Origin of the sequence: Streptomyces sp. SID14515 (assembly GCF_010548505.1) — a bacterium.
Classification (GTDB): Bacteria; Actinomycetota; Actinomycetes; order Streptomycetales; family Streptomycetaceae; genus Streptomyces; species Streptomyces caviscabies.
In genome coordinates this window covers 1-21,178 of sequence record NZ_JAAGMH010000038.1, presented here as the reverse complement: position 1 = coordinate 21,178, position 21,178 = coordinate 1, and the positions used below count along the sequence as shown (strand labels likewise).

The following is a 21,178-nucleotide window of genomic DNA, read 5'->3' as shown; positions in this document are numbered from 1 at the left end:
GGCGGTGCCGCGCTCCGGAGTGCCGTGGGGTGTGCGCACCCCGGAGCGCGGGCCCGCGGTCCGGTGGAGCCGTCCGCTCAGGCGTCCGTGGCCGGGGATCGCCCGGTACGGCTCCGGCGGCGTACGGCGGCCGCCCCGCACAGCACCAGGGCGAGGAGCGCCCCGGCTCCGGCGGTGGTGGAGACGACGGTCAGGGCCGTGTCCGGCGAACCGGACGCCGCCCCGGCGAGCGCGGGGCCCGCGGCGGTGTCCGGCGCCTGACCGGGGGCCGGGCCCTGGACCGGGCCGGGGGCGGGTGCGGGGGCCTGACCGCCGACCGCCTCGGGGCCGTAGCCGCCCGCCTTGCCGGAGCGGGCGTACTCGGAGCCGGGCAGCTTGTCGCCGTAGGCCTTCCGCACCCGGGTCCGGTAGGCGTCGAGCGTGGTGCCCTTCGCTCCGACGGCGGTCGTCGCGTCCTCGTCGAGCGGGAGGACCCGGGAGCCGTCGTGGACGTACCAGGCGTCGATCTGCGGTTCGCGGAACACGGTGCCGCCGGGGAGGGCGCGGGCTCCCTGTGCGGTGTAGCGGGCCTCGTCGTCGCCGGTGGCGATGTTGACCACCTGCCAGTCGCCGCCGCTGTCGGCTCCGGCCGGGACGGTCCACAGGGAGGCCTTCTGTCCGTCGGCGGAGACGGCGGTGGTGGCGAGGTAGTCCAGGGTGCTCGGGGCGGCCCCGGGCTTTCCGGCGACGAACGCGGCGGAGAGCGTACGGACGGGAACCGCCTTCCCCGTGATCCGGGGGGCCGCCTCCGCCCTGCTCACCGCGGACTCCCGGGCGAAGAAGCGGGACAGGGTGTCCAGCGTGGCCGGCTCGGTGGCGGCCTCGTGAGCCGCTTCGAGGGTCGACGCGGTGAGCTTCGGTGCGGCCGCCGGGCCGTCGTCGGCGAGGGCGGGGGCGGCGGCGGTGAACAGGGCTGCGCCGGTGAGGGCGGCGGCGACGGCGATGCGCCGGGTGGTGGAGTTCATGTCCTCACGCCCCGATCCGGTAGAGCGAGTGGGTCCAGGAGAACTCGTTGTTGTTGACGTACCAGGCGTGCGAGGCCCAGTTGTAGCGGTTGCTGGAGGGCCACGGATCGCCCCAGTAGACCCAGCTGTTGGCGTCGTCGTACCCGTAGACGACATGCATGTGGCCGCCGCCGGACGACCACTGGATACGGGTCTCGATGGGGCGCTGGGCGGATATCTCGGCCTGCACGGTCGGGTAGCGCAGCCAGCCGGTGACGTAACTGCCGGGGCTGACCCCGGCCCAGGACAGACCAGTCTGGGCGTTGCCGAGCGTGGCCTGCCAGTTGGGGCACTGGGTGTTCTGGTTGCGGTTGAAGGAGGCGTTGCAGAACTGGTTCTGGGAGTAGTTGCGGCCGAACCAGGCGGCGATGGTGTTGCCCGCGGCGGCCCAGCACCAGTTGCTCTGCTGTTGTGCCTGCATGGTGATGTTGAGCCGCTGGGCGGCGGCGACGGCGGAGCCGGCTCCGTCGGGCGACTGGGCGGCGGTGGCGGTGCCCGCGGGGACGGCGAGCAGGAGGGCGGCCAGAAGGGCGGTGAACGAGAACCTTCCGGGCCTGACTCTTCGGTTGCGCATGGCGTTCCTCCCAAGGCGGGGGGGTGGGGATCGGAGGAGCGCGTCCGGACGCTGACGATGAGCATCCGGCGTTGTCCGGAGCAGGTCAACACGCTTCAATGCGAGGTGACATCACGGTGTGAACGGCACGGCGTCCGTGTGAACGGCCCCGCCCCGGTCACCTGCTCCCCCGCATCCCCCGGGGGCGGTGTCGCCACTCCCCACGTGAACGTTCACCGGAGGCCCGCCATGCGGCAGACCGAGACCGAACTGACGCAGGTACTGCGGACCGGACCGTTCCATCTGGCGTTGCGCACCGCCCTGTCCGTGCGCGGGCTGCCGCTCCAGCGGGTGCAGCACCATCTGGCGCACCGGGGCGTCAAGCTCGGGGTGACCAGCCTCAGCTACTGGCAGCAGGGGGTGCGCCGCCCCCGGCGGGCCGAGTCGCTGCGGGCGGTGCGGGCGCTGGAGGAGGTGCTCGCGCTGCCGGGCGACTCGCTGCTGCGGCTGCTGCGCGACGGCGACGCCCCGGCGGAGGGCGACCGTCCGGCGGCCCGTTCGTACCGCTCGCTGATGGAGGCGTCGGGCTCGGTGGAGCGGCTTCTCGCGGCGATGGAGTCACCCGTGGACGGCGGGCTGCACACCGTGGGGCACCAGGAGCGGGTACGGATCGGGGCGCGGCGCGAGCTGGCGGGCCGCTCGTCGCGGCATGTGGTGCGGGCGCACCGCGACGGCGTCGACCGCTATCTCGCCGTGCACCGGGGCGACCCCGGCTGCGACCCGTCACGGATCGTGGTGCGGGCCCTGGAGAACTGCCGGACGGGCCGGGTCCGCTGGGACCGGGAGGCGGGGGTGCTGGTGGCGGAGCTGCTCTTCGACACCCGGCTGCGGTCCGGCGAGACGTATCTCTTCGGCTACGGCTTCGAGGACGGTACGGGTGGGGCCAGCGGCGAGTACGTGCGCGGCTTCACCTTCGGGGGCGGCCAGTACGTGCTTCAGGTCGGCTTCGACGAGGGGGCGCTCCCGGTGCGGTGCCGCCGGTTCGCCCAGGCGTCGGCGGGGGCGGTGCGCGGGGCCCGCGGGGACCTCACGCTGACCGGGCGGCACCGGACCGTGCACCTGGTGGAGGAGGGCGTACGGCCGGGCCTGATCGGGATCGACTGGGACTGGGAGTGAGCGCCACGGCGCGCGGGTCCCGGGCGTCGCGGTCCGTCAGGCGTCGGGGCCCGCGACGAGCTTTCCGCCCTCGGCGGTGACCGGGACGGCGGGCAGCGGCACGGTGGCCGGGCCCTTCACCGGCTGGCCGGTGGTCATGTCGAAGCGGCTGCCGTGGCACGGGCAGTGGCCCTCGGTGCCCTCGACCTTGTCCAGGACACAGCCGCCGTGGGTGCACTGGGCGGAGAACGCCTTGTACTCGCCCTTCGCCGGGCAGACGACGACCAGGCGCTGCTCGCGGTAGAGCTTGGCTCCGCCGACGGGCACCTCGGACGCGGCCCCGAGGTCGACGGGCGCGGTGGGGGTGGGGTTCTTGGCGTGGCCGAGCTTGGAATCGGTGGAGCAGGCGGCCGCTCCCAGCCCTGCGGCACCGGCGAGCGCGGCACCCTTCAGCACGGTACGGCGGGCGGCGGGCAGACCGGGCATGCGGACTCCACGGGTCGTTGTTCGGGGTGGATCACGGCGGATCCCAGGGTGGATCGGGTCGCCGGACGGGCGGGGCGGCGACGGCGGCCCCGCGTGCCGGTGACAGAACCGACGATACCGGCGGGGACCGGATCCCCTGCGACCGGGCCGGACCGCCTCCCGCCGACGCGCGACGGCGACCCCCTTCGTCCTGCGGGGGCCGCCGTCGTCGCTCCTTCGCTCAGGCCTTGCGAGCGCGGGTGGTCTTCTTCGCGGCGGCCTTCTTGCCGGTGGCCGCCTTGGCCGTCGTGGCGTTCGCCCTGGCCGTCGTGGCCTTCTTGGCCGCTGCGGCCGTCTTCTTCGCCGGGGCCGTCCTGCGGGCGGCCGTCTTGCGGGCCGTCCCGCGTCCGGAGGGCACCGCCGCCTCGCTGATCCGGTCCGCGTCCAGGATGGACTGGAGGAACTTCCCGGTGTGGCTGGCGGGCACAGAGGCGACCTGCTCCGGCGTTCCCTCGGCGACCACCAGGCCACCGCCGTTGCCGCCCTCGGGGCCCATGTCGACGACCCAGTCGGCGGTCTTGATGACATCGAGGTTGTGCTCGATGACGATCACCGAGTTGCCCTTGTCCACCAGGCCGGAGAGCACGGTGATCAGCTTGCTGATGTCCTCGAAGTGCAGACCGGTGGTCGGCTCGTCCAGGACGTAGACCGTGCGGCCGGTGGAGCGCTTCTGGAGCTCGCTCGCCAGCTTGACGCGCTGCGCCTCACCGCCGGAGAGGGTCGGCGCGGACTGGCCCAGCCGCACATACCCGAGGCCGACCTCATTGAGCGTACGGAGGTGGCGGGCGATCGTCGGGACGGCCTCGAAGAACTCCAGGCCCTCCTCGATCGGCATGTCCAGCACCTCGGCGATGGACTTGCCCTTGTAGTGGACCTCCAGGGTCTCCCGGTTGTAGCGCGCTCCGTGGCAGACCTCGCACGGGACGTACACGTCGGGCAGGAAGTTCATCTCGATCTTGATGGTGCCGTCGCCGGAGCAGTTCTCGCAGCGGCCGCCCTTGACGTTGAAGGAGAAGCGGCCCGGCAGATAGCCGCGCACCTTCGCCTCCATCGTCTCGGCGAAGAGCCTGCGGACGTGGTCGAAGACTCCGGTGTACGTCGCCGGGTTGGACCGGGGCGTCCGGCCGATCGGCGACTGGTCGACGTGCACTACCTTGTCGACGAGGTCGTCGCCGTCGACCCGGGTGTGGCGGCCGGGGACCGACTTGGCGCCGTTCAGCTCGCGGGCCAGGTGGGTGTAGAGGATGTCGTTGACCAGGGTCGACTTCCCGGACCCGGAGACGCCGGTGACGGCGGTGAGGACGCCGAGCGGGAAGGAGACGTCGATGTCCTGGAGGTTGTTCTCCCGGGCGCCGTGCACCGTGAGGCTGCGGGCCGGGTCGACCGGGCGGCGGATGTCCGGCGTCGGGATGGACCGTTTGCCCGCCAGATACTGGCCGGTGATCGACTCCTTGTTGGCCAGCAGCTCCTTGAGCGAGCCGGAGTGGACGACCTTGCCGCCGTGCTCGCCGGCGCCGGGGCCGATGTCGACGACCCAGTCGGCGACCTTGATGGTGTCCTCGTCGTGCTCGACGACGATGAGCGTGTTGCCCATGTCGCGGAGCCGGACCAGGGTCTCGATCAGCCGGTGGTTGTCGCGCTGGTGCAGGCCGATGGACGGCTCGTCCAGGACGTACAGCACGCCGACCAGGCCGGAGCCGATCTGGGTGGCGAGCCGGATGCGCTGGGCCTCGCCGCCGGACAGGGTGCCGGCCGCGCGGTTCAGCGACAGATAGTCGAGGCCGACGTCGACGAGGAACTTCAGCCGCTCGTTGACCTCCTTGAGCACCCGCTCGGCGATCTTCTTGTCGCGGGCGTTCAGCTTGAGGCGGCCCAGGAACTCGGCGCACTCGCTGATCGACATGGCGGCGACCTCGGCGATGGACTTCTCCATCACCGTCACCGCGAGGATGATCGGCTTGAGCCGGGTGCCCTCACAGGTCGGGCAGGGCACCTCGCGCATGTAGCCCTCGAAGCGCTCCCGGCTGGAGTCGCTCTCGGCCTCGGTGTGCCGCCGCTTGACGAACTGCACCGCGCCCTCGAAGGCGGGGGTGGTGTAGGCGCGCTCGCGCCCGTAGCGGTTGCGGTAGCGGACCTCGGTCTGGATCTTGTGGCCGAAGAGCAGGGCCTTCTTGGCCCGCTGCGGCAGCCCGGCCCAGGGGATGTCCGTACGGAAGCCGAGGGCTTCGGAGAGCGCGCCGATCAGGCGGCCGAAGTACTCCTTGGTGTGGCCGTGGGACCAGGGGTGGATGGCGCCCTCGTCGAGTGACTTCTCCTCGTCCGGGACGATCAGCTCCGGGTCGACCTCCATGCGGGTGCCGATGCCGGTGCAGTCGGGGCAGGCGCCGAAGGGCGAGTTGAAGGAGAAGGAGCGCGGCTCCAGCTCCTCGAAGGAGAGGTCGTCGTAGGGGCAGTAGAGGTGCTCGGAATACATCCGCTCGCGCTCGGGGTCGTCCTCGGGGAGGTCGACGAAGTCGAGCACGACCATGCCGCCGGAGAGGCCGAGCGCGGTCTCGACCGAGTCGGTCAGCCGGCGCTTGGCGCTGTCCTTGACGGTGAGGCGGTCGACGACCACCTCGATGGTGTGCTTCTCCTGCTTCTTGAGCGTGGGCGGCTCGGCGAGCTGGATGGTGGCGCCGTCGACCCGGGCCCGGCTGTAGCCCTTGGTCTGGAGGTCGGCGAAGAGGTCGACGAACTCGCCCTTGCGCTCGCGCACCAGCGGCGAGAGGACCTGGAAGCGGCTGCCCTCGGGCAGGCCGAGGACCTTGTCGACGATGGCCTGCGGCGACTGGCGGGAGATGGGGCGGTGGCACTCGGGGCAGTGCGGCTTGCCGATCCGGGCGAAGAGCAGCCGGAGGTAGTCGTAGACCTCGGTGATGGTGCCGACCGTCGAGCGCGGGTTGCGCGAGGTCGACTTCTGGTCGATGGAGACCGCCGGGGAGAGGCCTTCGATGAAATCGACGTCCGGCTTGTCCATCTGGCCGAGGAACTGCCGGGCGTACGAGGAGAGCGACTCCACGTACCGGCGCTGGCCCTCGGCGAAGATCGTGTCGAACGCGAGGGACGACTTGCCCGACCCGGAGAGCCCGGTGAAGACGATGAGGGAGTCGCGGGGCAGGTCGAGCGAGACGTTCTTCAGGTTGTGCTCGCGCGCGCCACGGACGATGAGACGGTCGGCCACGCCGGTCCGCACCTTTCTAGAGAGAAGCGGGGGAACTGAGCCCCTCTCCCAGGGTATGGGGGGCGCCACAGCGGTGTAGGAAGCTTTCGATTCCGAGCGTATAGCACGCACATTCGATTTACGGCCGGCCTTCGACTCCTTCACCCGAATGAGTGGCGGAGCTAGGCTCGGTCGCATGATTGATCATGCGCACGACCTGGGAGCTGTACGCGGGGCTACCGAACGGCTGCTCGACGCAGTCGGCAAACTGGACAACGCCTCGGTCGCCGGGGCGTCACGGTTGCCCGGATGGAGTCGGGGCCATGTTCTGGCCCACCTGTCACGTAACGCCGACGCGCTCGGAAATGTTCTCCGGGGCCTCCCGATGTACGCGAGCAGCGAAACCCGGGACGCGGACATCGCCGACGGCGCCCCCCGCCCGGCGGCCGAGCAGCTGGCCGACCTGCGGGAGAGCGCGGAGGGCTTCCTGGCGGTCGCCGCCGAACCGGCCGACTGGTCCCGTACGGTCACCCTGCGCAACGGCGTGACGGACTCCGCGGCCCGGGTGCCCTTCCGGCGGCTGATCGAGGTGGAGATCCACCACGTCGACCTCGGCATCGGCTACGAGCTGGAGGACCTGCCCGCGGAGTTCGTGTCGCGGGAGATCGCGTTCCTGACGGATCGCTTCTCGGGCAACCAGGACGTGCCCGCGACCGCGCTGACCGACCGGGACGGCCGCACCTGGAGCACGGGCGGCGGCCCGCCGAGCGCCCTGGTGACGGTGCAGGGGCCCGCCGTCGAGCTGATGGGCTGGCTCTGCGGCCGCCGTGACGGCTCCGCCCTGACCGTGGCCGGAGGCCCTCTGCCCGTCCTGCCCCCGCTATAGGCTGAGCCGTATGACGTACAGCGGAGCGGTGAAGGTCGGCGGACCGGCGAGCGTGCACGAACTGACGGATCTGATGATCTCGAAGGTCGCCGTCGGCGGGATGAACAACAACGCCTATCTGCTGCGCTGCCGGGCGACCGGCGAGCAGCTGCTGATCGACGCGGCCGCCGAGCCGGAGACCCTGCTCGCGCTGATCGGTGACGACGGCATCGCGTCCGTCGTCACCACCCACCGGCACGGGGACCACTGGCAGGCGCTGGCCGAGGTGGTCGGGGCGACCGGCGCCCGTACGTACGCGGGCCGCTACGACGCCGAGGGCATCCCGGTCCCGACCGATGTCCTGGTCGAGGACGGCGACACCGTCACCGTCGGCCGGGTCGAGCTGACCGCCCGCCATCTGACCGGTCACACCCCGGGCTCGATCGCCCTGGTCTACGACGACCCGCACGGCGCCCCGCATCTGTTCACCGGGGACTGCCTCTTCCCCGGCGGGGTCGGGAACACGCACCAGGATCCGGAGGCGTTCGCGAGCCTCCTGCGCGACGTCGAGACGAAGCTGTTCGACCGGCTGCCCGACGAGACGTGGGTCTATCCGGGCCACGGGCACGACACGACGCTCGGCGACGAGCGGCCCCAGCTGCCCGAGTGGCGCGCCCGCGGCTGGTAGCCCGCGCACCCACCCCCGTACCCTCCGCGTGCGCAGGCCCGCGCCTTCCGCGTACGCACGCCCGTGCTCTCCCGCGTACACACGCGAAAGCGGCCGGGGTGGACGGCCTTCGCCGTTTTCCACCCCGGCCGCTGCCGGTGTGTCCCTGTGCCGCTCCGGGCGGCCCCGGGTCAGCCGCTGATGCTCTTGCTCTCCTCGTCGGCCGGGCCGGAGGTCTCGGCCTTCGCGGCCTCCTCCGCCTCGGCCGCCGCCTGCTTCTTGCTGGCGATGAGGCTGGTGATCGTGGTGATCACCAGGACGCCGCCGATGACGCTGAGCGAGAAGGGGATGGAGATCTCGGGTGTGTTCACCCCGGACTCGTGCATGGCGTGCAGCACCAGCTTGACGCCGATGAAGCCGAGGATCACCGACAGGCCGTAGCTGAGGTGGACCAGCTTCTTCAGCAGACCGCCGATGAGGAAGTACAGCTGGCGCAGACCCATCAGCGCGAACGCGTTGGCCGTGAACACGATGTACGGGTCCTGCGTCAGGCCGAAGATCGCCGGGATGGAGTCCAGTGCGAACAGCACGTCCGTCATACCGATGGCGAGCATGACCACCATCAGCGGGGTCAGGATGCGCTTGCCGTTCTTCTGGATGAAGAGCTTCGTGCCGTGGTACTGGTCGGCGACACCGAAGCGGTGCTCGATCTTCTTGAGGAGGCGGTTCTCTTCCCAGTCCTCCTCGTCCTCGTCGGCCCGGGCCTCCTGGATGAGCTTCCAGGCGGTGTAGATCAGGAACGCGCCGAAGATGTAGAACACCCACGAGAAGTTCGCGATCACGGCGGCGCCGGCGGCGATGAAGATCGCCCGGAGCACCAGGGCGATGAGCACACCGATCAGCAGCACGCGCTGCTGGAGGTGTGAGGGCACCGAGAACTTCGCCATGATCAGGACGAAGACGAAGAGATTGTCGACGCTCAGCGACTTCTCGGTGATGAATCCCGCGAAGAATTCGCCGGAGGCCTGGCTCTCGCCGAAGACCATGAGGCCGGCTCCGAAGAGGACGGCCAGCGCGATCCAGACGATCGTCCAGATTCCGGCTTCCTTGGTCGACACGTCATGGGGCTTGCGCCCGATGAAGAAGTCGACGGCGATCAAGGCCGACAGACCAAAGATGGTCAGGGCCCAAACGGTCCATGAAACGTCCACTGCGCCTCCGGCAGTTCGCTACGGCAACTGGATCAGCGTCGTCGCTGCCGGAGGTCTCTTCCATCCCTGCGCACGGTGTGCGCGCCTGGACCGGCGCCCCGGGACCGATAACGGTCCGTATTGACGGGACGTCGCGTAAGGAGTACTCCCCTCCGTGCCCCGAACAGTACAGGAATCACCAAGAAAAGGTAAAGAGAAGAGTAAAGAACTCGTCAAAACCGCAGGTCAGAGTGGACTCTCGTCAGCGTCCGGCGGCTCGGCGGGCGGCGGCCACCGCCGCGAGGACCTGCTCCAGGACGCGGCTGCCCGGCGGAATCGCCAGCGGCTCGTACGTCCAGGCATGCCCGACCCAGGGGTCGGCGAGATGGCTGTCGGCGACCGGGGTGATCCGCAGCAGCGAACGCCACAGCGGGTCGAGGATCGGCCCGTACGCACTGGCCTCCTCGCGGTCCGCGACCATCAGGAGATGCACCCCGACCGAGGGGCCCTCGTCGGCGAGATAGCGGAGCTGGGTGACGGCCCGGTCGTCGAACCCGTGCGGGAAGTCGTTGACCACCAGGAGCTGCTCGCCGGTGTCCAGGTCGGGCGGCAGCGAGTCGGCCGCCCCGGCCCGCACCGCCATCTGCACCAGGTCCACCCGCCGGGTGAGATGGGCGAGGACCGAGGCCACTCCCCCGGGTCCGGCGGCGGGCGGTCCGGCGAGGACGCCCGCCTCGACCAGCGGCGCGAGCGGACCGGCCGCCGAACCCGCCGGGTCGATGACGTGCACCGCGAACTCCCCGGGCGGATAGACCGCGAGCAGCCGCGCCGCGTGGGCGACCGCGGTCTCCATGGCCAGCCGGCGCAGCCGGTCCGTGTCGATCAGGGCGGCCGCCTCGGACGCCACCCGGCCGCTGTCCACCCAGATCCCGCGCTCCAGCGGCAGCCGGACGAGCAGCGGGATGCGCAGGTCGGTGCGCTCGGGAAGATGGAGGTCGCCGATGCGCAGGGCCATCGGTATCTCCATGGGGACCCGATGGGCGTGCCAGACGGGGTTGCCCCACCCGGCGTACGCGGCCGGCAGCGCGGGTTCGACGACGGCCGACTCGGCGGCCAGCTGGGCCAGATCGCGGTCGAGGGCCTCCCGGGCCCGGGAGGTCAGCTCGTCGCGCTTGGCGCGGGCCGTCTCGCGGGCGCGGTCGCCCGCGCCGCCGATCCGGTTGCGCGGGTCGGACAGGGCCCGGTCGAGCTCCTGGTCCATCCGGGACTCGGCGAAGTCGACGGCGCTGCGATAGGCGGCGACGGCGCGGGCCAGGTCCTCGAACATGCCCCAGATCTGGTTGTAGAGGCGCTCGTCCATCGACCAGCCGGTGGCGTCGCCGGCGACCGGCTGCGCGGGCTGTCCTGGCTGGGCCGGGGGCGCGGTGGGCGGCGGCGTCGGAGGCGCGGCGTGCTGCCGCCTCGGGTGCGCGTAGTTGATGGGGCCGTCACCGGTGGACCCCGCGGCGGCCGGTCCCGGGGCGGGGTGCGGCTGGGCGGTGTGCGCCGGTCCCGCGGTGGCCGGGTCGGTCAGCGGCTCGGGCGGCTCAGGGGCCGGGGGCGGCGCGGACGGTCGGTGGTCCGCCGAGCCCGTCGCATGCCGTACGCGGTCGCCGCCCGGGGTCCGGGGCGGCGGCGGGGCCACCGAGCGGGCCAGGCTCCGGGTGACGGCCTCATGGATGGATCCGGCCAGTCCGGCGGCCTCGGCCACACCCTGGTCGGCGAGCATCTCGGCGAGCCCGCCGGCATACCCCTGGCCGACGGCGCGGACCTTCCAGGCGTCCTGGCGGCGGTAGAGCTCCAGGGCGGAGACGGCGGACTCGGCGTCCAGGCCGGTCAGCGTGAAGGTGGCGATCTCGGCGCCGTCGAGCCCGGTGACGGCGACGAACGGGGCGGGGACCGCGCCGAACCGCGCCGGGCCGCCGACTCCGACGGGGAGCGCGAGCAGCACGGTGACCCGGTGGGCTCCGTCGGGCAGGGCCTCCAGGTCGACGGCGAGCCGGTGGTCGGCCGCCGCCTGCTGGGAGACCTCCAGGCCGGGGAGCTGGGGCGAGCCGGGGTGGGCGATCCACTCGACGCCGCGCACCGTGCCCCGTTCGTCGCCGAGGGTGGCTCCGGCCACGACGGGCGTGCCCGCCGATACCCGGATCTCCAGACGGGTCTGGGGCAAGGTGTGGTTCTGCCCCCGGACCAGTTCGGCCGTCATTGCCCTGTCCCCCTCGACGATGGCCCGCGCGCCTGTGGGCGCGGTGCCGTGCGATGCCGCGTTCGTGCGGTGCCCCGCGTGGCCGTGTGCCGCGGCGTGCCCGGCCGTGTGCGTGCGTGCGGTGTTCGTGCTGTGCCGTGTGTGCGTGCCGTGTTCGTGCTGTGCGTGGGGCAGCTCCCGGCGGCCGGTGCCTCCGGGAGCTGCTCCCGCCCGTTTCGGCGCCGGTCCTTTCCGACCGGTCCGGGTCCTACAGGTGCGGGAGGATCGACGGCATCAGGTCCTGGAAGGTGCGGCCGTTGGCCGGGTTCCCGAGGGCCGTCATCTGCCAACCGTTGCCCGCGCGGTGCACCTTCGCCATGATCTGGGCGGTGTACTGGCCGCCACCGTCGAGCGTGTACCGGGCGAGCTCCTGGCCGTTGGTCTCGTCGACGATGCGGCAGAAGGCGTTCTGGACCTCCTGGAACGTCTGCCCGGTGAAGGAGTTCACCGTGAAGACGATCTGGTCGATGTGGACCGGCACGCGCTGGAGGTCGACGAGGATCGCCTCGTCGTCGCCGCCGGAGCCCGCGCCGCCGACCAGGTTGTCGCCGGTGTGCTTGACCGAGCCGTCATCGCTGACGAGGTGGCGGAAGAACACGACGTCGACCGGCTGCTTGTCGGCGAAGAGCACCGCCGAGGCGTCCAGGTCGACCTCGCGGGTGCGCGAGCCGAACAGGCCACGGCGCGGAGCCGCCTGCCAGCCGAGCCCCATCCGTACCGCGGTCAGGGTCCCCCCGTCGCTCTTCTGCAGGCTGATGGCCTGACCCTTGGTCATATTGACCGTCACGCGCTGTCCCCTCTCGGCATTGCCCCGCAACCATCCGTGTGCGGTTTCCCCGCACCCTACGCATTCCACCCCGGGCGGCAGCAGGCTCGGTCCGTTTTTGTGTCGGTCTTGCAACACACCGGGCGCGGCCTGCCCGGTGCGGCGGAAGAGGCGCCCGAACCCGTGGCGGGACCGGTGCGGGAATCGGCAGCGAAGCCGGCCGCGATGCCGGAAATCAGGCGAGGCCCGCTTCCTTCATCTGACGCAGTTCCTTCTTCAGTTCACCGACCTCGTCGCGCAGCCTGGCGGCCACCTCGAACTGCAGGTCCGCCGCGGCGGCCCGCATCCGGTCGGTCATCTCCTCGATGATCCCGGCCAGTTCGGTCGCGGGCCGGTCGCTGAGCACCGCGCCGGGCGAGGCCGCCCTGCCCTTCGCCCCGCCCTTGGCGGCCTTGGCGCCGAGCGTGGGCACCGGAGTCTTCGTCTCCTTGCCCTGCCGGTAGCCGGTGCCGAGGAGCTGCTCGGTGTCGACCTCCTCGCGGGCGATGGTCGCGACGATGTCGTTGATCTTCTTGCGCAGCGGCTGCGGGTCGAGGCCGCGCTCGGTGTTGTAGGCGATCTGCTTCTCGCGGCGGCGGTTCGTCTCGTCGATCGCCTGCGCCATGGCCGGGGTGACCTTGTCGGCGTACATATGGACCTGGCCGGAGACGTTACGGGCGGCGCGGCCGATGGTCTGGATGAGCGAGGTGCCGGAGCGCAGGAAGCCCTGCTTGTCGGCGTCGAGGATGGCCACCAGGGACACCTCGGGCAGGTCGAGGCCCTCGCGCAGGAGGTTGATGCCGACGAGCACGTCGTACTCGCCGGAGCGCAGCTCGCGCAGCAGCTCGATGCGGCGCAGGGTGTCGACGTCGCTGTGCAGATAGCGGACCTGGATGCCGAGCTCCAGGAAGTAGTCGGTGAGGTCCTCCGACATCTTCTTGGTGAGCGTGGTGACCAGGACCCGCTCGTCGCGCTCGGTGCGCTTGCGGATCTCGTGGACCAGGTCGTCGATCTGGCCCTCGGTGGGCTTGACCACGACCTCGGGGTCGACGAGGCCGGTGGGGCGGATGATCTGCTCGACGAACCCGTCGCCGCGCGAGAGCTCGTACTTCCCCGGGGTGGCGGAGAGATAGACCGTCTGGTCGATCCGCTTGAGGAACTCCTCCCACTTCAGCGGCCGGTTGTCCATGGCGGACGGCAGCCGGAAGCCGTGGTCGACGAGGGTCCGCTTGCGGGAGGCGTCGCCCTCGTACATCGCGCCGATCTGCGGGACGGTGACGTGGGACTCGTCCAGGACGAGGAGGAAGTCGTCCGGGAAGTAGTCGAGGAGGGTGTTGGGGGCGGTGCCGGGGGCGCGGTCGTCGAAGTGCATCGAGTAGTTCTCGACGCCGGAGCAGGTGCCGATCTGGCGGAGCATCTCGATGTCGTACGTGGTGCGCATGCGCAGCCGCTGGGCCTCCAGCATCTTGCCCTGCTTCTCCAGCTCGGCCAGGCGCTGCTCCAGCTCCCGCTCGATGCCGCTGACGGCCTTCTCCATGCGCTCGGGCCCGGCGACGTAGTGGCTGGCGGGGAAGACGTGGACCGTGGGGTCCTCGCTGATGATCTCGCCGGTCAGCGGGTGGAGCGTGGACAGGGCCTCGATCTCGTCGCCGAACATCTCGATGCGGACGGCGAGCTCCTCGTAGACCGGGAAGATCTCGATGGTGTCGCCGCGGACCCGGAAGGTGCCGCGGGTGAACGCCAGGTCGTTGCGGCTGTACTGCATCTCGACGAAGCGGCGCAGCAGCTGGTCGCGGTCGATCTCCTCGCCGACCTTGAGCTGGACCATGCGGTCCACGTACTCCTGGGGCGTACCGAGGCCGTAGATGCAGGAGACGGAGGCGACCACGACGACGTCGCGCCGGGTGAGCAGCGAATTCGTCGCCGAGTGGCGCAGCCGTTCGACCTCCTCGTTGATGGAGGAGTCCTTCTCGATGTAGGTGTCCGACTGCGGGACGTACGCCTCGGGCTGGTAGTAGTCGTAGTACGAGACGAAATACTCCACCGCGTTGTTCGGGAGGAGCTCTCGGAACTCGTTGGCCAGCTGGGCGGCGAGGGTTTTGTTCGGCGCCATCACCAGGGTGGGGCGCTGCAGCTTCTCGATCATCCAGGCGGTGGTCGCCGACTTGCCGGTGCCGGTCGCGCCGAGCAGGACGACGTCCTTCTCATCGGCGCGGATACGCCGCTCGAGCTCGGCGATGGCCGCCGGCTGGTCGCCGCTGGGCTGGTAGGGACTGACGACCTCGAAAGGCGCCACCGAACGTTCGATCTTCGAAACGGGCCGCATGCAACCACCGTACGACCCGCCACTGACAACGGCCCCGGATCACGCGTACCGCACCCCTCCCGTCAGCGGTACCGCGCCCCTCCCGCACCCTCGCGGACCAGGCTCCGTGGCCGGTGTCCGGCCCGCGGGTCCGGGTCGGATCCGCCCGCCATGACCCTGGGGTCGAACAGGAGCACGACTGCGGCGAGGAGCAGGAAGCAGGCGGGGCCGACCAGCATCGGGCCGATCATCTCGGCGGGCCGGTCGCCGGGCAGCACGTCGGCCAGGTCGGACGGCAGGGTGGGCGGAAGATGCAGGTGCACGTCGAGCGCGGCCATGCCGGTGTAGTGCATCCCGGTGACCGCGACGGCCATCAGGATGCTCGCGCCGAGGCCGGAGAGAGCTCCCCGGAGGGTGACGGCCGCCCACAGCGCGCCCGTGGCGGCGACTCCGGCGATCAGCACCGAGAGGACGACGAGCGGTGTGTCGTACGCGAACCGGGCGTCCATGCGCATGCCCGCCATGCCGAGATAGTGCATCGAGGCGATGCCGAGGCCGGTGATGGTGCCCCCGGTGATCAACGCCATGCGGGTCGCGCCCCGGTACCCGACAATGAAGATGCCGATGCCGATCATCACCACGGCCACGGCCAGGCCGGAGAAGGTGAGGGGCTTGTCGTAGGAGATCGGAGCCTCCTGGACGGTGAAGCCCGTCATCGCGACGAAGTGCATGGTCCACACCCCGGAGCCGATGGACAGCGAGCCCAGCGCCAGCCAGCCGGCCCGGCAGGAGCGTGCCGTACGGAGGGACCGGGTGGTGCAACGGAGTCCGAGGGCGGCTCCCAGGGCGGCCATGAGGAAGGCCGCGACCGGAGTCACCAGGCCGTAGGTGAATCCGTCGACTGTTCCCCGCATGCGCGCACGCCCTTCGAGAAAGCCCGGGGTCGAGGAGGGTCCCCAAGGGGCGAGTCCCGGCAGGCAGACAAAGAAAGCACATTTTATCGGCACGGTGTCCTGCCGTGCTCCGGCGGTGGTCCCCGGGACCGAAGGTTCCGTTCATTCCGCGGCCACCGCAGCCCCGCCGGGCGTTGGCGGGCCGCTGTCACTCTCTGCGTGTCCGCACACTCCCGACGTGAGGAGTCCCCGTGTTCGTCCGCACCGCAACCGCCTCCACCACGGCCGCCGCCCTGCTCGGCGCCGGCGCCCTGCTGCTGCCCGCCGAGCGGCCCGAGGCCCCGGAGCGGCAGACGGCCCCGGTCGTCGTGGCTCACCGGGGGGCATCGGGCTACGCGCCGGAGAACACCCTCGCCGCCGTCGACGCCGCGGACGCCCTCGGCATCGACTGGGTGGAGAACGACGTCCACCGCACCCGCGACGGCGTGCTCGTCGTGCTGCACGACACCGATCTGAAGCGCACGACGGACGCCGAGCAGGTCTTCCCCGACCGGGCGCCCTGGGCGGTCAAGGACTTCACCGCGGCGGAGCTGGCGAAGCTCGACGCGGGCAGCTGGTTCGGAGCGCAGTTCACCGGGGCCCGGGTGCCGACCCTCACCCAGTTCCTGAACCGCCTGGAGCGCAACCGGCAGAAGCTGCTCCTGGAGATCAAGAGCCCGGCGACCTACCCGGGCATCGAACGCGACATCATCCGGGAGCTGGGCCGGTCGGGGTGGCTGGACCGCTCCCACGTACGGGACCGGCTGGTCATCCAGAGCTTCGGCGCCGACAGCGTGAAGAAGGTGCACACCCTGCGCCCCGACATCACGACCGGCTTCCTGGGCACCCCGGCGGTGGCCGACCTGCCCTCGTACGCGGCGTTCACCGATCAGATCAACCCCTCGTACGCGACGATCGGCGCCGACTACGTGGCGGCCGTCCAGCGGCTGAAGGGCCCGCACGGCAAGCGGCTGCGGGTGAACACCTGGACGGTCAACAAGGCGGCGGACGCGGTGAAGGCCCGTGACTTCGGGGTCGACGGCATCATCACCAACTTCCCCGACGTGGTGCGCGACGCCACGAGCTGAGCCGGCGCACGGGCCTGCCGGGGCGCAGCGGCGCCCCGTCGGCGGTCCCGTCGGTTTTCCGCCGACGGGACCAGCACTGTCAGTGGCCGGTCGTACGGTGGTCGGCATGAACGATTACGGGACCGGTGACGGACCGGCCGTCGAGTGGTCCGTCGTGGACAGCGGCATCGGCCCGCTGCTGCTCGCCGCGACCGGGACCGGCCTGGTGAGCGTGTCCTTCCACGCCCGTCCCGACGTACGGGACGGGATGCTGGACCGGTTGCGGACCAGGTTCGGCGCGGAGCCGGTGGAGGCCCCCGGCTCGGCGCGGCTCGCCGAGCCCATACGCGGGCTCGCGGCGTATTTCGCGGGCGAGCGGCAGGACTTCGACCTCGCTCTGGACTGGTCGCTGACCTCGGGGTTCCACCGTGAGGTGCTTCGCGAGCTGGCGTCCGGGGTGCCCTACGGGACGGTCGTCGGATACGGGGAGCTGGCGGCGCGCGTCGGCCGGCCGGAGGGGGCGCAGGCGGTGGGCGCGGCCATGGGGGCCAACCCGCTGCCGGTGGTGGTGCCGTGCCACCGGGTGGTGGAGAGCGACGGCGGCCTGGGCGGGTTCGGCGGCGGTCTGGAGACCAAGCGACAGCTGCTGGCGCTGGAGGGGGTCCTGCCGGAGCCGCTGTTCTAGGGGGTGTCTTGCCGATCAGGCCGGATCAGGGAGCGGGGTCTGGTGCCGTGCATCGCAAGGCGGAGGAGGGAGTCATGGCGGAGCCATGCCGACCAACGACAACGCGGCGAGGCGCGGTGCCAGGGCACGCGAGCCCGGCGTGATCGGCAAGACACCCCCTAGGGGCTGGGATGGGCGCGCAGGAGAGCGTCCGGCCGGTCGGCGCGAGGGCTTGATTCACTCGCCCGGGTGCACGGCTGCGGCCGGGCGGTGGCACACTGCGCCGGTGACGCGACCCCTCTCCCTCCCCCAGGTCCCGGCCGCCGGGCTGCCCGCGCTCCAGCGCCGGACGTCGGCCGTGCTCATCGTCAGCCAGATACTCGGCGGCCTCGGCGTGGCCATCGGTATCGCCCTGGCCCCGATGCTGGCCGTCGAGGTGAGCGGATCCGAGGCGCTGTCCGGGCTGGCGCCGACCGCTTCCGTCGTCGGCACGGCGCTGCTGTCGCTGCCGCTGGCCGCCCTGATGACCTCCCGGGGCCGCCGGTCCGGCCTGGTGCTCGCCTATCTGATCGGTGCGCTGGGCGGTGGCCTGGTGGTCCTGGCCACGATGCTGCCCAGCTTCCCGCTGCTGCTGCTCGGCATGGCCGGATTCGGCGCGGGGTCCCTGGCCGGTCTCCAGGCCCGGTTCGCGGCGGCCGACCTGGTGGGGCCGGAGCGGCGGGGGCGGGCGATCTCCACCGTCGTCTGGGCCACCACGATCGGCTCGGTGCTGGGGCCCAACATCTCGGCCCCGGCGAGCCGGCTGTTCCGCGGTACGCCGGTGCCCGAGGCGGCCGGGCCGTTCCTCTGCTCGGCCGCCGTGTTCCTGCTGGCCGGGCTCGTCGTGGCGCTCGCGCTGCGCCCGGATCCGCTGCTCACCGCCCGCGCCCTGGCCCCGGAGGGCCCGGTGGGTCCGCCGAAGCGGTCGCTGCGCGCCGGGTTCGAGGCGGTGCGGGAGTCGCCGATGGCGCGGCTGGCCCTGGCGACGGTCACCGTGTCGCACACCGCCATGGTGTCGATCATGGTCATGACCCCGGTCGACCTGGGCCGGCACGGCGCCGACCTCCAGCTGATCGGGCTCGTCATCAGCGGGCACATCGCCGGCATGTACGCGTTCTCGCCGGTGATGGGGTGGCTGGCCGACCGGTTCGGCCGGCTGTCCGTGATCGGGCTGGCCGTCGGGCTGCTGAGCCTCGCCGCGCTGCTCGCGGGCACCGCCGGGCCCCGGCACGGGCAGACCGCCGCGGGCCTGTTCGTGCTGGGCCTCGGCTGGTCGGCCGGCATGATCGCCGGTTCGGCGCTGCTCACCGACGCGGTGCCGCAGTCCGCCCAGGCGGCCGTGCAGGGGCTGTCGGACCTGACGATGAGCGCGGCGGCGGGGGTCGGCGGGGCGGCGGCCGGAGTGGTCGTGGCCCAGTGGGGCTACGGCCCGCTGAACGCGATCGGCGCCGCCCTGCTGCTGCCGGTCGCCGCGCTCGCCCTGCGCCGGGGTCTGCGACGGCCGGGAGCGGTCGGCGGCTGACGCGCCACCGGGCCGCGGCCGCGGCCGACTCCGCAGAACCAGAAGCAGGACCAGCCGTCAGAGGCTGATGTGGTACGCCTTGCGGAGCGTCTCGTGAACGGTCCAGGTCGTCCGGTCGCCCTCGCGCAGGACGCAGGCGTCCCCCGGGCCGATCTCCAGCGTCGCCCCGCCCTCGACCGCGACCGTCGCCCGGCCGCTGACGACCACGAACAGCTCGTTCGCCTCGGTGTCGGTGACCACGCCGGGCGTGATCTGCCAGATGCCCCGGATCTGCTTGCCGTCGGGCGATTCCCACAGCACCTTCCCCGTCACCACGGGCTCGCCCGAGACGATCTGCGCCGGATCGAGCGGTTCCGGTACGAGCTCGGCGTCCGGGATGTGCACGGCGAAGGAAGCGGGGACCTGGTCGTTTGTCGTCATGGCCGGTCACCTTAGCGACCGCTTCCGGCCACCGGGTGGCTAGGGTCCGCCGTCGGACCGCTGTCCGTGGTTTGCGCCCCTGCCGCCCGCGACAGGGATGGGGCATGCCTCAGAACTCACCAGAACCCTACGAGCCGGTGCTCTCGGCGGAGGTGCGCGCCGCCCTGAGCGCCGGTCTGCCCGTCGTGGCGCTGGAGTCGACGATCATCGCGCACGGTCTGCCGCGCCCCCGCAACCTGTCCGTGGCCCTGGAGCTGGAAGGCCTCGTCCGGTCCGCCGGAGCAGTGCCGGCCACCGTCGCCGTGCTGGACGGGGTGGCCCATGTCGGCCTGAGCGAGGGCCTGTTGGAGCGGGTCGCCGGTGATCCGACGGTACGCAAGCTCGGGCACCGCGATCTCGCCCCGGCGCTCGCCTCCGGGGCGAGCGGGGCGACGACGGTGTCCGCGACGGCGTTCCTGGCGGCACGGGCGGGCATCGGCGTCTTCGCGACGGGCGGGCTCGGCGGCGTACACCGGGAATGGGCCGCGAACCAGGACGAGTCGGCCGATCTGCGGCTGCTCGCCCGCACCGGGATCACCGTGGTCTGCGCGGGGGTGAAGTCGATCCTCGACGTCCCGGCGACCCTCCAGCGGCTGGAGACCCTCGGCGTCGGCATCGTCGGCTACGGCACCGGCCACTTCCCCGGCTTCTACCTGAGCAGCTCGGGCGAACCGGTCGACTGGACGGTGCACAGCCCCGAGGAGGTGGTGGAGGTGATCCGGGCGAAGGAGGCGCTGGGCGGCCCGGCGGCCGCGCTGATCGTCGCCAACCCCGTACCGGAGCGTGATCAGTTGGATCCGGCGCAGCACGACCGGGTGCTGGCGGAGGCGCTGGACGCGTGCCGGGAGCGGGGCATCTCGGGGCAGGGCGTCACACCGTTCCTGCTGGATCAGCTGATGCGGCGGACCGGGGGCGCGTCGCTGGAGGCGAACCTCGCGGCCGTACGCGGAAACGTGGCTCTCGCGGCGCGGATCGCCGTCGCGGCGGCGGGCGCCCGGTGAGCCGTCCGGCGGCGGGCGGTGGGCTGTTGGTGGTGGGCGACGTGGTCACGGACGTGGTGGCGCGGTACGGATCGGCGCTCGCCCACGGCACGGACACGGCGGCCCGGATCCGTACGGTGCCGGGCGGCGCGGGGGCCAATGTCGCCTGCTGGGCGGTGCGTTCGGGGTGTCCGGACGTGCGGCTGCTGGCCAGGGCGGGTGCGGAGTCCGCCGACTGGCACCGTCGGGCGCTGGAGCGGGCGGGGGTGCGGGCGTTCCTGGCGGTGGACGACGAGCTTCCGACGGCGACCGTCATCGCGCTGGTCGACGCGGCGGCCGAGCGTACGTTCCTGACGGACGGCGGGGCGGTGCTGCGGCTCGCCGCCGAGGACTTCGCGCCCTCGATGCTCGACGGCGTCGGGCGGCTGCACCTCTCCGGGTATCTCCTGTTCGCCGCGACGAGCCGGGCCGCCGCGCTCCTCGCCCTGCGCACCGCCGTGGAGCGGGGCGTTCCGGTGAGCGTGGATCCGGCGTCGGCCGGGTTCCTCGGCGAGCTGGGGCCGAAGCGGTTCCTGGAGTTCGCGGAGGGGACGGAGCTGCTGCTGCCGAACGCGGACGAGGCCCGGCTCCTCACCGGGCTGCCCGGACCCGAGTCCGCGGCGGCGGAGTTGAGCCGGTGGTTCCCGCGCGTCGTCGTCACCCTGGGCGCGCGGGGAGCCGTGGTGGCCGCCCGGGGCGAGGTCATCGGCCGCGTACCCGCCCCACCGGTGCGCGAGCCGGTCGACTCGACGGGGGCGGGCGACGCGTTCACCGGCGGGTTCCTCGCGGCCCTGCTGGCGGGGGCGGACGACCTGACCGCGGCGGCCGAGGGCTGCCGGGCGGGCGCTGCGGCGGTGGCCACGGTGGGCGGCCGGCCACCGGACC

Annotated in this window: 18 protein-coding genes; 8 read left to right on the top strand and 10 right to left on the bottom strand. The window is 72.1% G+C overall.

Going from position 1 to position 21,178, the window contains the following annotated elements; translation table 11 throughout:
* Positions 1–77: 77 nt before the first annotated feature.
* Positions 78–1,004, bottom strand: coding sequence for a hypothetical protein (locus G3I54_RS06970; RefSeq protein WP_164612175.1), 927 nt, complete (start codon positions 1,002–1,004; stop codon positions 78–80).
* Positions 1,005–1,008: 4 nt separating this feature from the next.
* Positions 1,009–1,617 (bottom strand): papain-like cysteine protease family protein, encoded by a 609-nt coding sequence (locus tag G3I54_RS06965; protein WP_164612173.1) that lies wholly within the window; start codon positions 1,615–1,617, stop codon positions 1,009–1,011.
* A gap of 228 nt (positions 1,618–1,845) precedes the next feature.
* Between G3I54_RS06965 and G3I54_RS06960 the strand changes: the two genes are divergently transcribed.
* Positions 1,846–2,772 carry a hypothetical protein gene (locus tag G3I54_RS06960; protein WP_164612171.1) on the top strand — a complete coding sequence of 309 codons (927 nt, stop codon included), beginning with the start codon at positions 1,846–1,848 and terminating at the stop codon, positions 2,770–2,772.
* Between the two features lie 36 nt (positions 2,773–2,808).
* On the opposite strand, the gene G3I54_RS06955 is transcribed toward G3I54_RS06960, so the two are convergent.
* Together G3I54_RS06955 and uvrA are read right to left on the bottom strand one after the other, a co-directional pair.
* Complete coding sequence (locus G3I54_RS06955; protein WP_030079520.1) at positions 2,809–3,237, bottom strand: Rieske (2Fe-2S) protein; 429 nt, start codon at positions 3,235–3,237, stop codon at positions 2,809–2,811.
* Between the two features lie 220 nt (positions 3,238–3,457).
* Positions 3,458–6,496 (bottom strand): excinuclease ABC subunit UvrA, encoded by a 3,039-nt coding sequence (gene uvrA, locus G3I54_RS06950; protein ID WP_164612169.1) that lies wholly within the window; start codon positions 6,494–6,496, stop codon positions 3,458–3,460.
* Positions 6,497–6,671: 175 nt separating this feature from the next.
* Here uvrA and G3I54_RS06945 point away from each other — a divergent pair, with 175 nt between their 5' ends.
* Both G3I54_RS06945 and G3I54_RS06940 read left to right on the top strand, forming a co-directional pair.
* The gene (locus tag G3I54_RS06945) at positions 6,672–7,361 is read left to right on the top strand and encodes a maleylpyruvate isomerase family mycothiol-dependent enzyme (protein WP_164612167.1); all 690 of its coding nucleotides are present in this window, start codon (positions 6,672–6,674) and stop codon (positions 7,359–7,361) included.
* Between the two features lie 10 nt (positions 7,362–7,371).
* Positions 7,372–8,028 carry an MBL fold metallo-hydrolase gene (locus G3I54_RS06940; protein WP_164612165.1) on the top strand — a complete coding sequence of 219 codons (657 nt, stop codon included), beginning with the start codon at positions 7,372–7,374 and terminating at the stop codon, positions 8,026–8,028.
* 170 nt (positions 8,029–8,198) lie between these two features.
* Here the strand turns inward: G3I54_RS06940 and G3I54_RS06935 are convergent, their stop codons facing one another.
* The 5 genes from G3I54_RS06935 to G3I54_RS06915 form a co-directional block, all read right to left on the bottom strand.
* On the bottom strand, positions 8,199–9,218 hold the full coding sequence (locus G3I54_RS06935; RefSeq protein WP_164612163.1) for a TerC family protein: 1,020 nt from the start codon (positions 9,216–9,218) through the stop codon (positions 8,199–8,201).
* A 241-nt stretch (positions 9,219–9,459) separates the two neighbouring features.
* The gene (locus G3I54_RS06930) at positions 9,460–11,442 is read right to left on the bottom strand and encodes a TerD family protein (protein ID WP_164612161.1); all 1,983 of its coding nucleotides are present in this window, start codon (positions 11,440–11,442) and stop codon (positions 9,460–9,462) included.
* Between the two features lie 247 nt (positions 11,443–11,689).
* Entirely contained in the window at positions 11,690–12,268 is a 579-nt protein-coding gene (locus G3I54_RS06925; RefSeq protein WP_164612159.1) for a TerD family protein, read from the bottom strand.
* A 214-nt stretch (positions 12,269–12,482) separates the two neighbouring features.
* Positions 12,483–14,612: an excinuclease ABC subunit UvrB gene (gene uvrB / locus G3I54_RS06920; protein ID WP_164612157.1), complete on the bottom strand. Its 2,130-nt coding sequence runs from the start codon at positions 14,610–14,612 to the stop codon at positions 12,483–12,485.
* A 62-nt stretch (positions 14,613–14,674) separates the two neighbouring features.
* Positions 14,675–15,505 carry an MHYT domain-containing protein gene (locus G3I54_RS06915; protein ID WP_164612155.1) on the bottom strand — a complete coding sequence of 277 codons (831 nt, stop codon included), beginning with the start codon at positions 15,503–15,505 and terminating at the stop codon, positions 14,675–14,677.
* A 230-nt stretch (positions 15,506–15,735) separates the two neighbouring features.
* Here G3I54_RS06915 and G3I54_RS06910 point away from each other — a divergent pair, with 230 nt between their 5' ends.
* The 3 genes from G3I54_RS06910 to G3I54_RS06900 all read left to right on the top strand — a co-directional run bounded on the left by G3I54_RS06910 (position 15,736) and on the right by G3I54_RS06900 (position 18,815).
* On the top strand, positions 15,736–16,611 hold the full coding sequence (locus tag G3I54_RS06910) for a glycerophosphodiester phosphodiesterase family protein (protein WP_164612153.1): 876 nt from the start codon (positions 15,736–15,738) through the stop codon (positions 16,609–16,611).
* Between the two features lie 106 nt (positions 16,612–16,717).
* Positions 16,718–17,275, top strand: coding sequence for a methylated-DNA--[protein]-cysteine S-methyltransferase (locus tag G3I54_RS06905; protein ID WP_164612151.1), 558 nt, complete (start codon positions 16,718–16,720; stop codon positions 17,273–17,275).
* A 265-nt stretch (positions 17,276–17,540) separates the two neighbouring features.
* The gene (locus tag G3I54_RS06900) at positions 17,541–18,815 is read left to right on the top strand and encodes an MFS transporter (RefSeq protein WP_343240280.1); all 1,275 of its coding nucleotides are present in this window, start codon (positions 17,541–17,543) and stop codon (positions 18,813–18,815) included.
* Between the two features lie 57 nt (positions 18,816–18,872).
* Here G3I54_RS06900 and G3I54_RS06895 read toward each other — a convergent pair whose 3' ends face one another.
* On the bottom strand, positions 18,873–19,235 hold the full coding sequence (locus G3I54_RS06895) for a cupin domain-containing protein (protein ID WP_065480753.1): 363 nt from the start codon (positions 19,233–19,235) through the stop codon (positions 18,873–18,875).
* Between the two features lie 104 nt (positions 19,236–19,339).
* On the opposite strand from G3I54_RS06895, the gene G3I54_RS06890 reads away from it, so the two are divergent.
* Both G3I54_RS06890 and G3I54_RS06885 read left to right on the top strand, forming a co-directional pair.
* Positions 19,340–20,275 (top strand): pseudouridine-5'-phosphate glycosidase, encoded by a 936-nt coding sequence (locus tag G3I54_RS06890; protein WP_164612149.1) that lies wholly within the window; start codon positions 19,340–19,342, stop codon positions 20,273–20,275.
* Positions 20,272–21,178, top strand: a 907-nt coding sequence (locus tag G3I54_RS06885; RefSeq protein ID WP_164612148.1) for a PfkB family carbohydrate kinase, incomplete at its 3' end; no start/stop codon positions are given. The genes G3I54_RS06890 and G3I54_RS06885, both read left to right, overlap by 4 nt.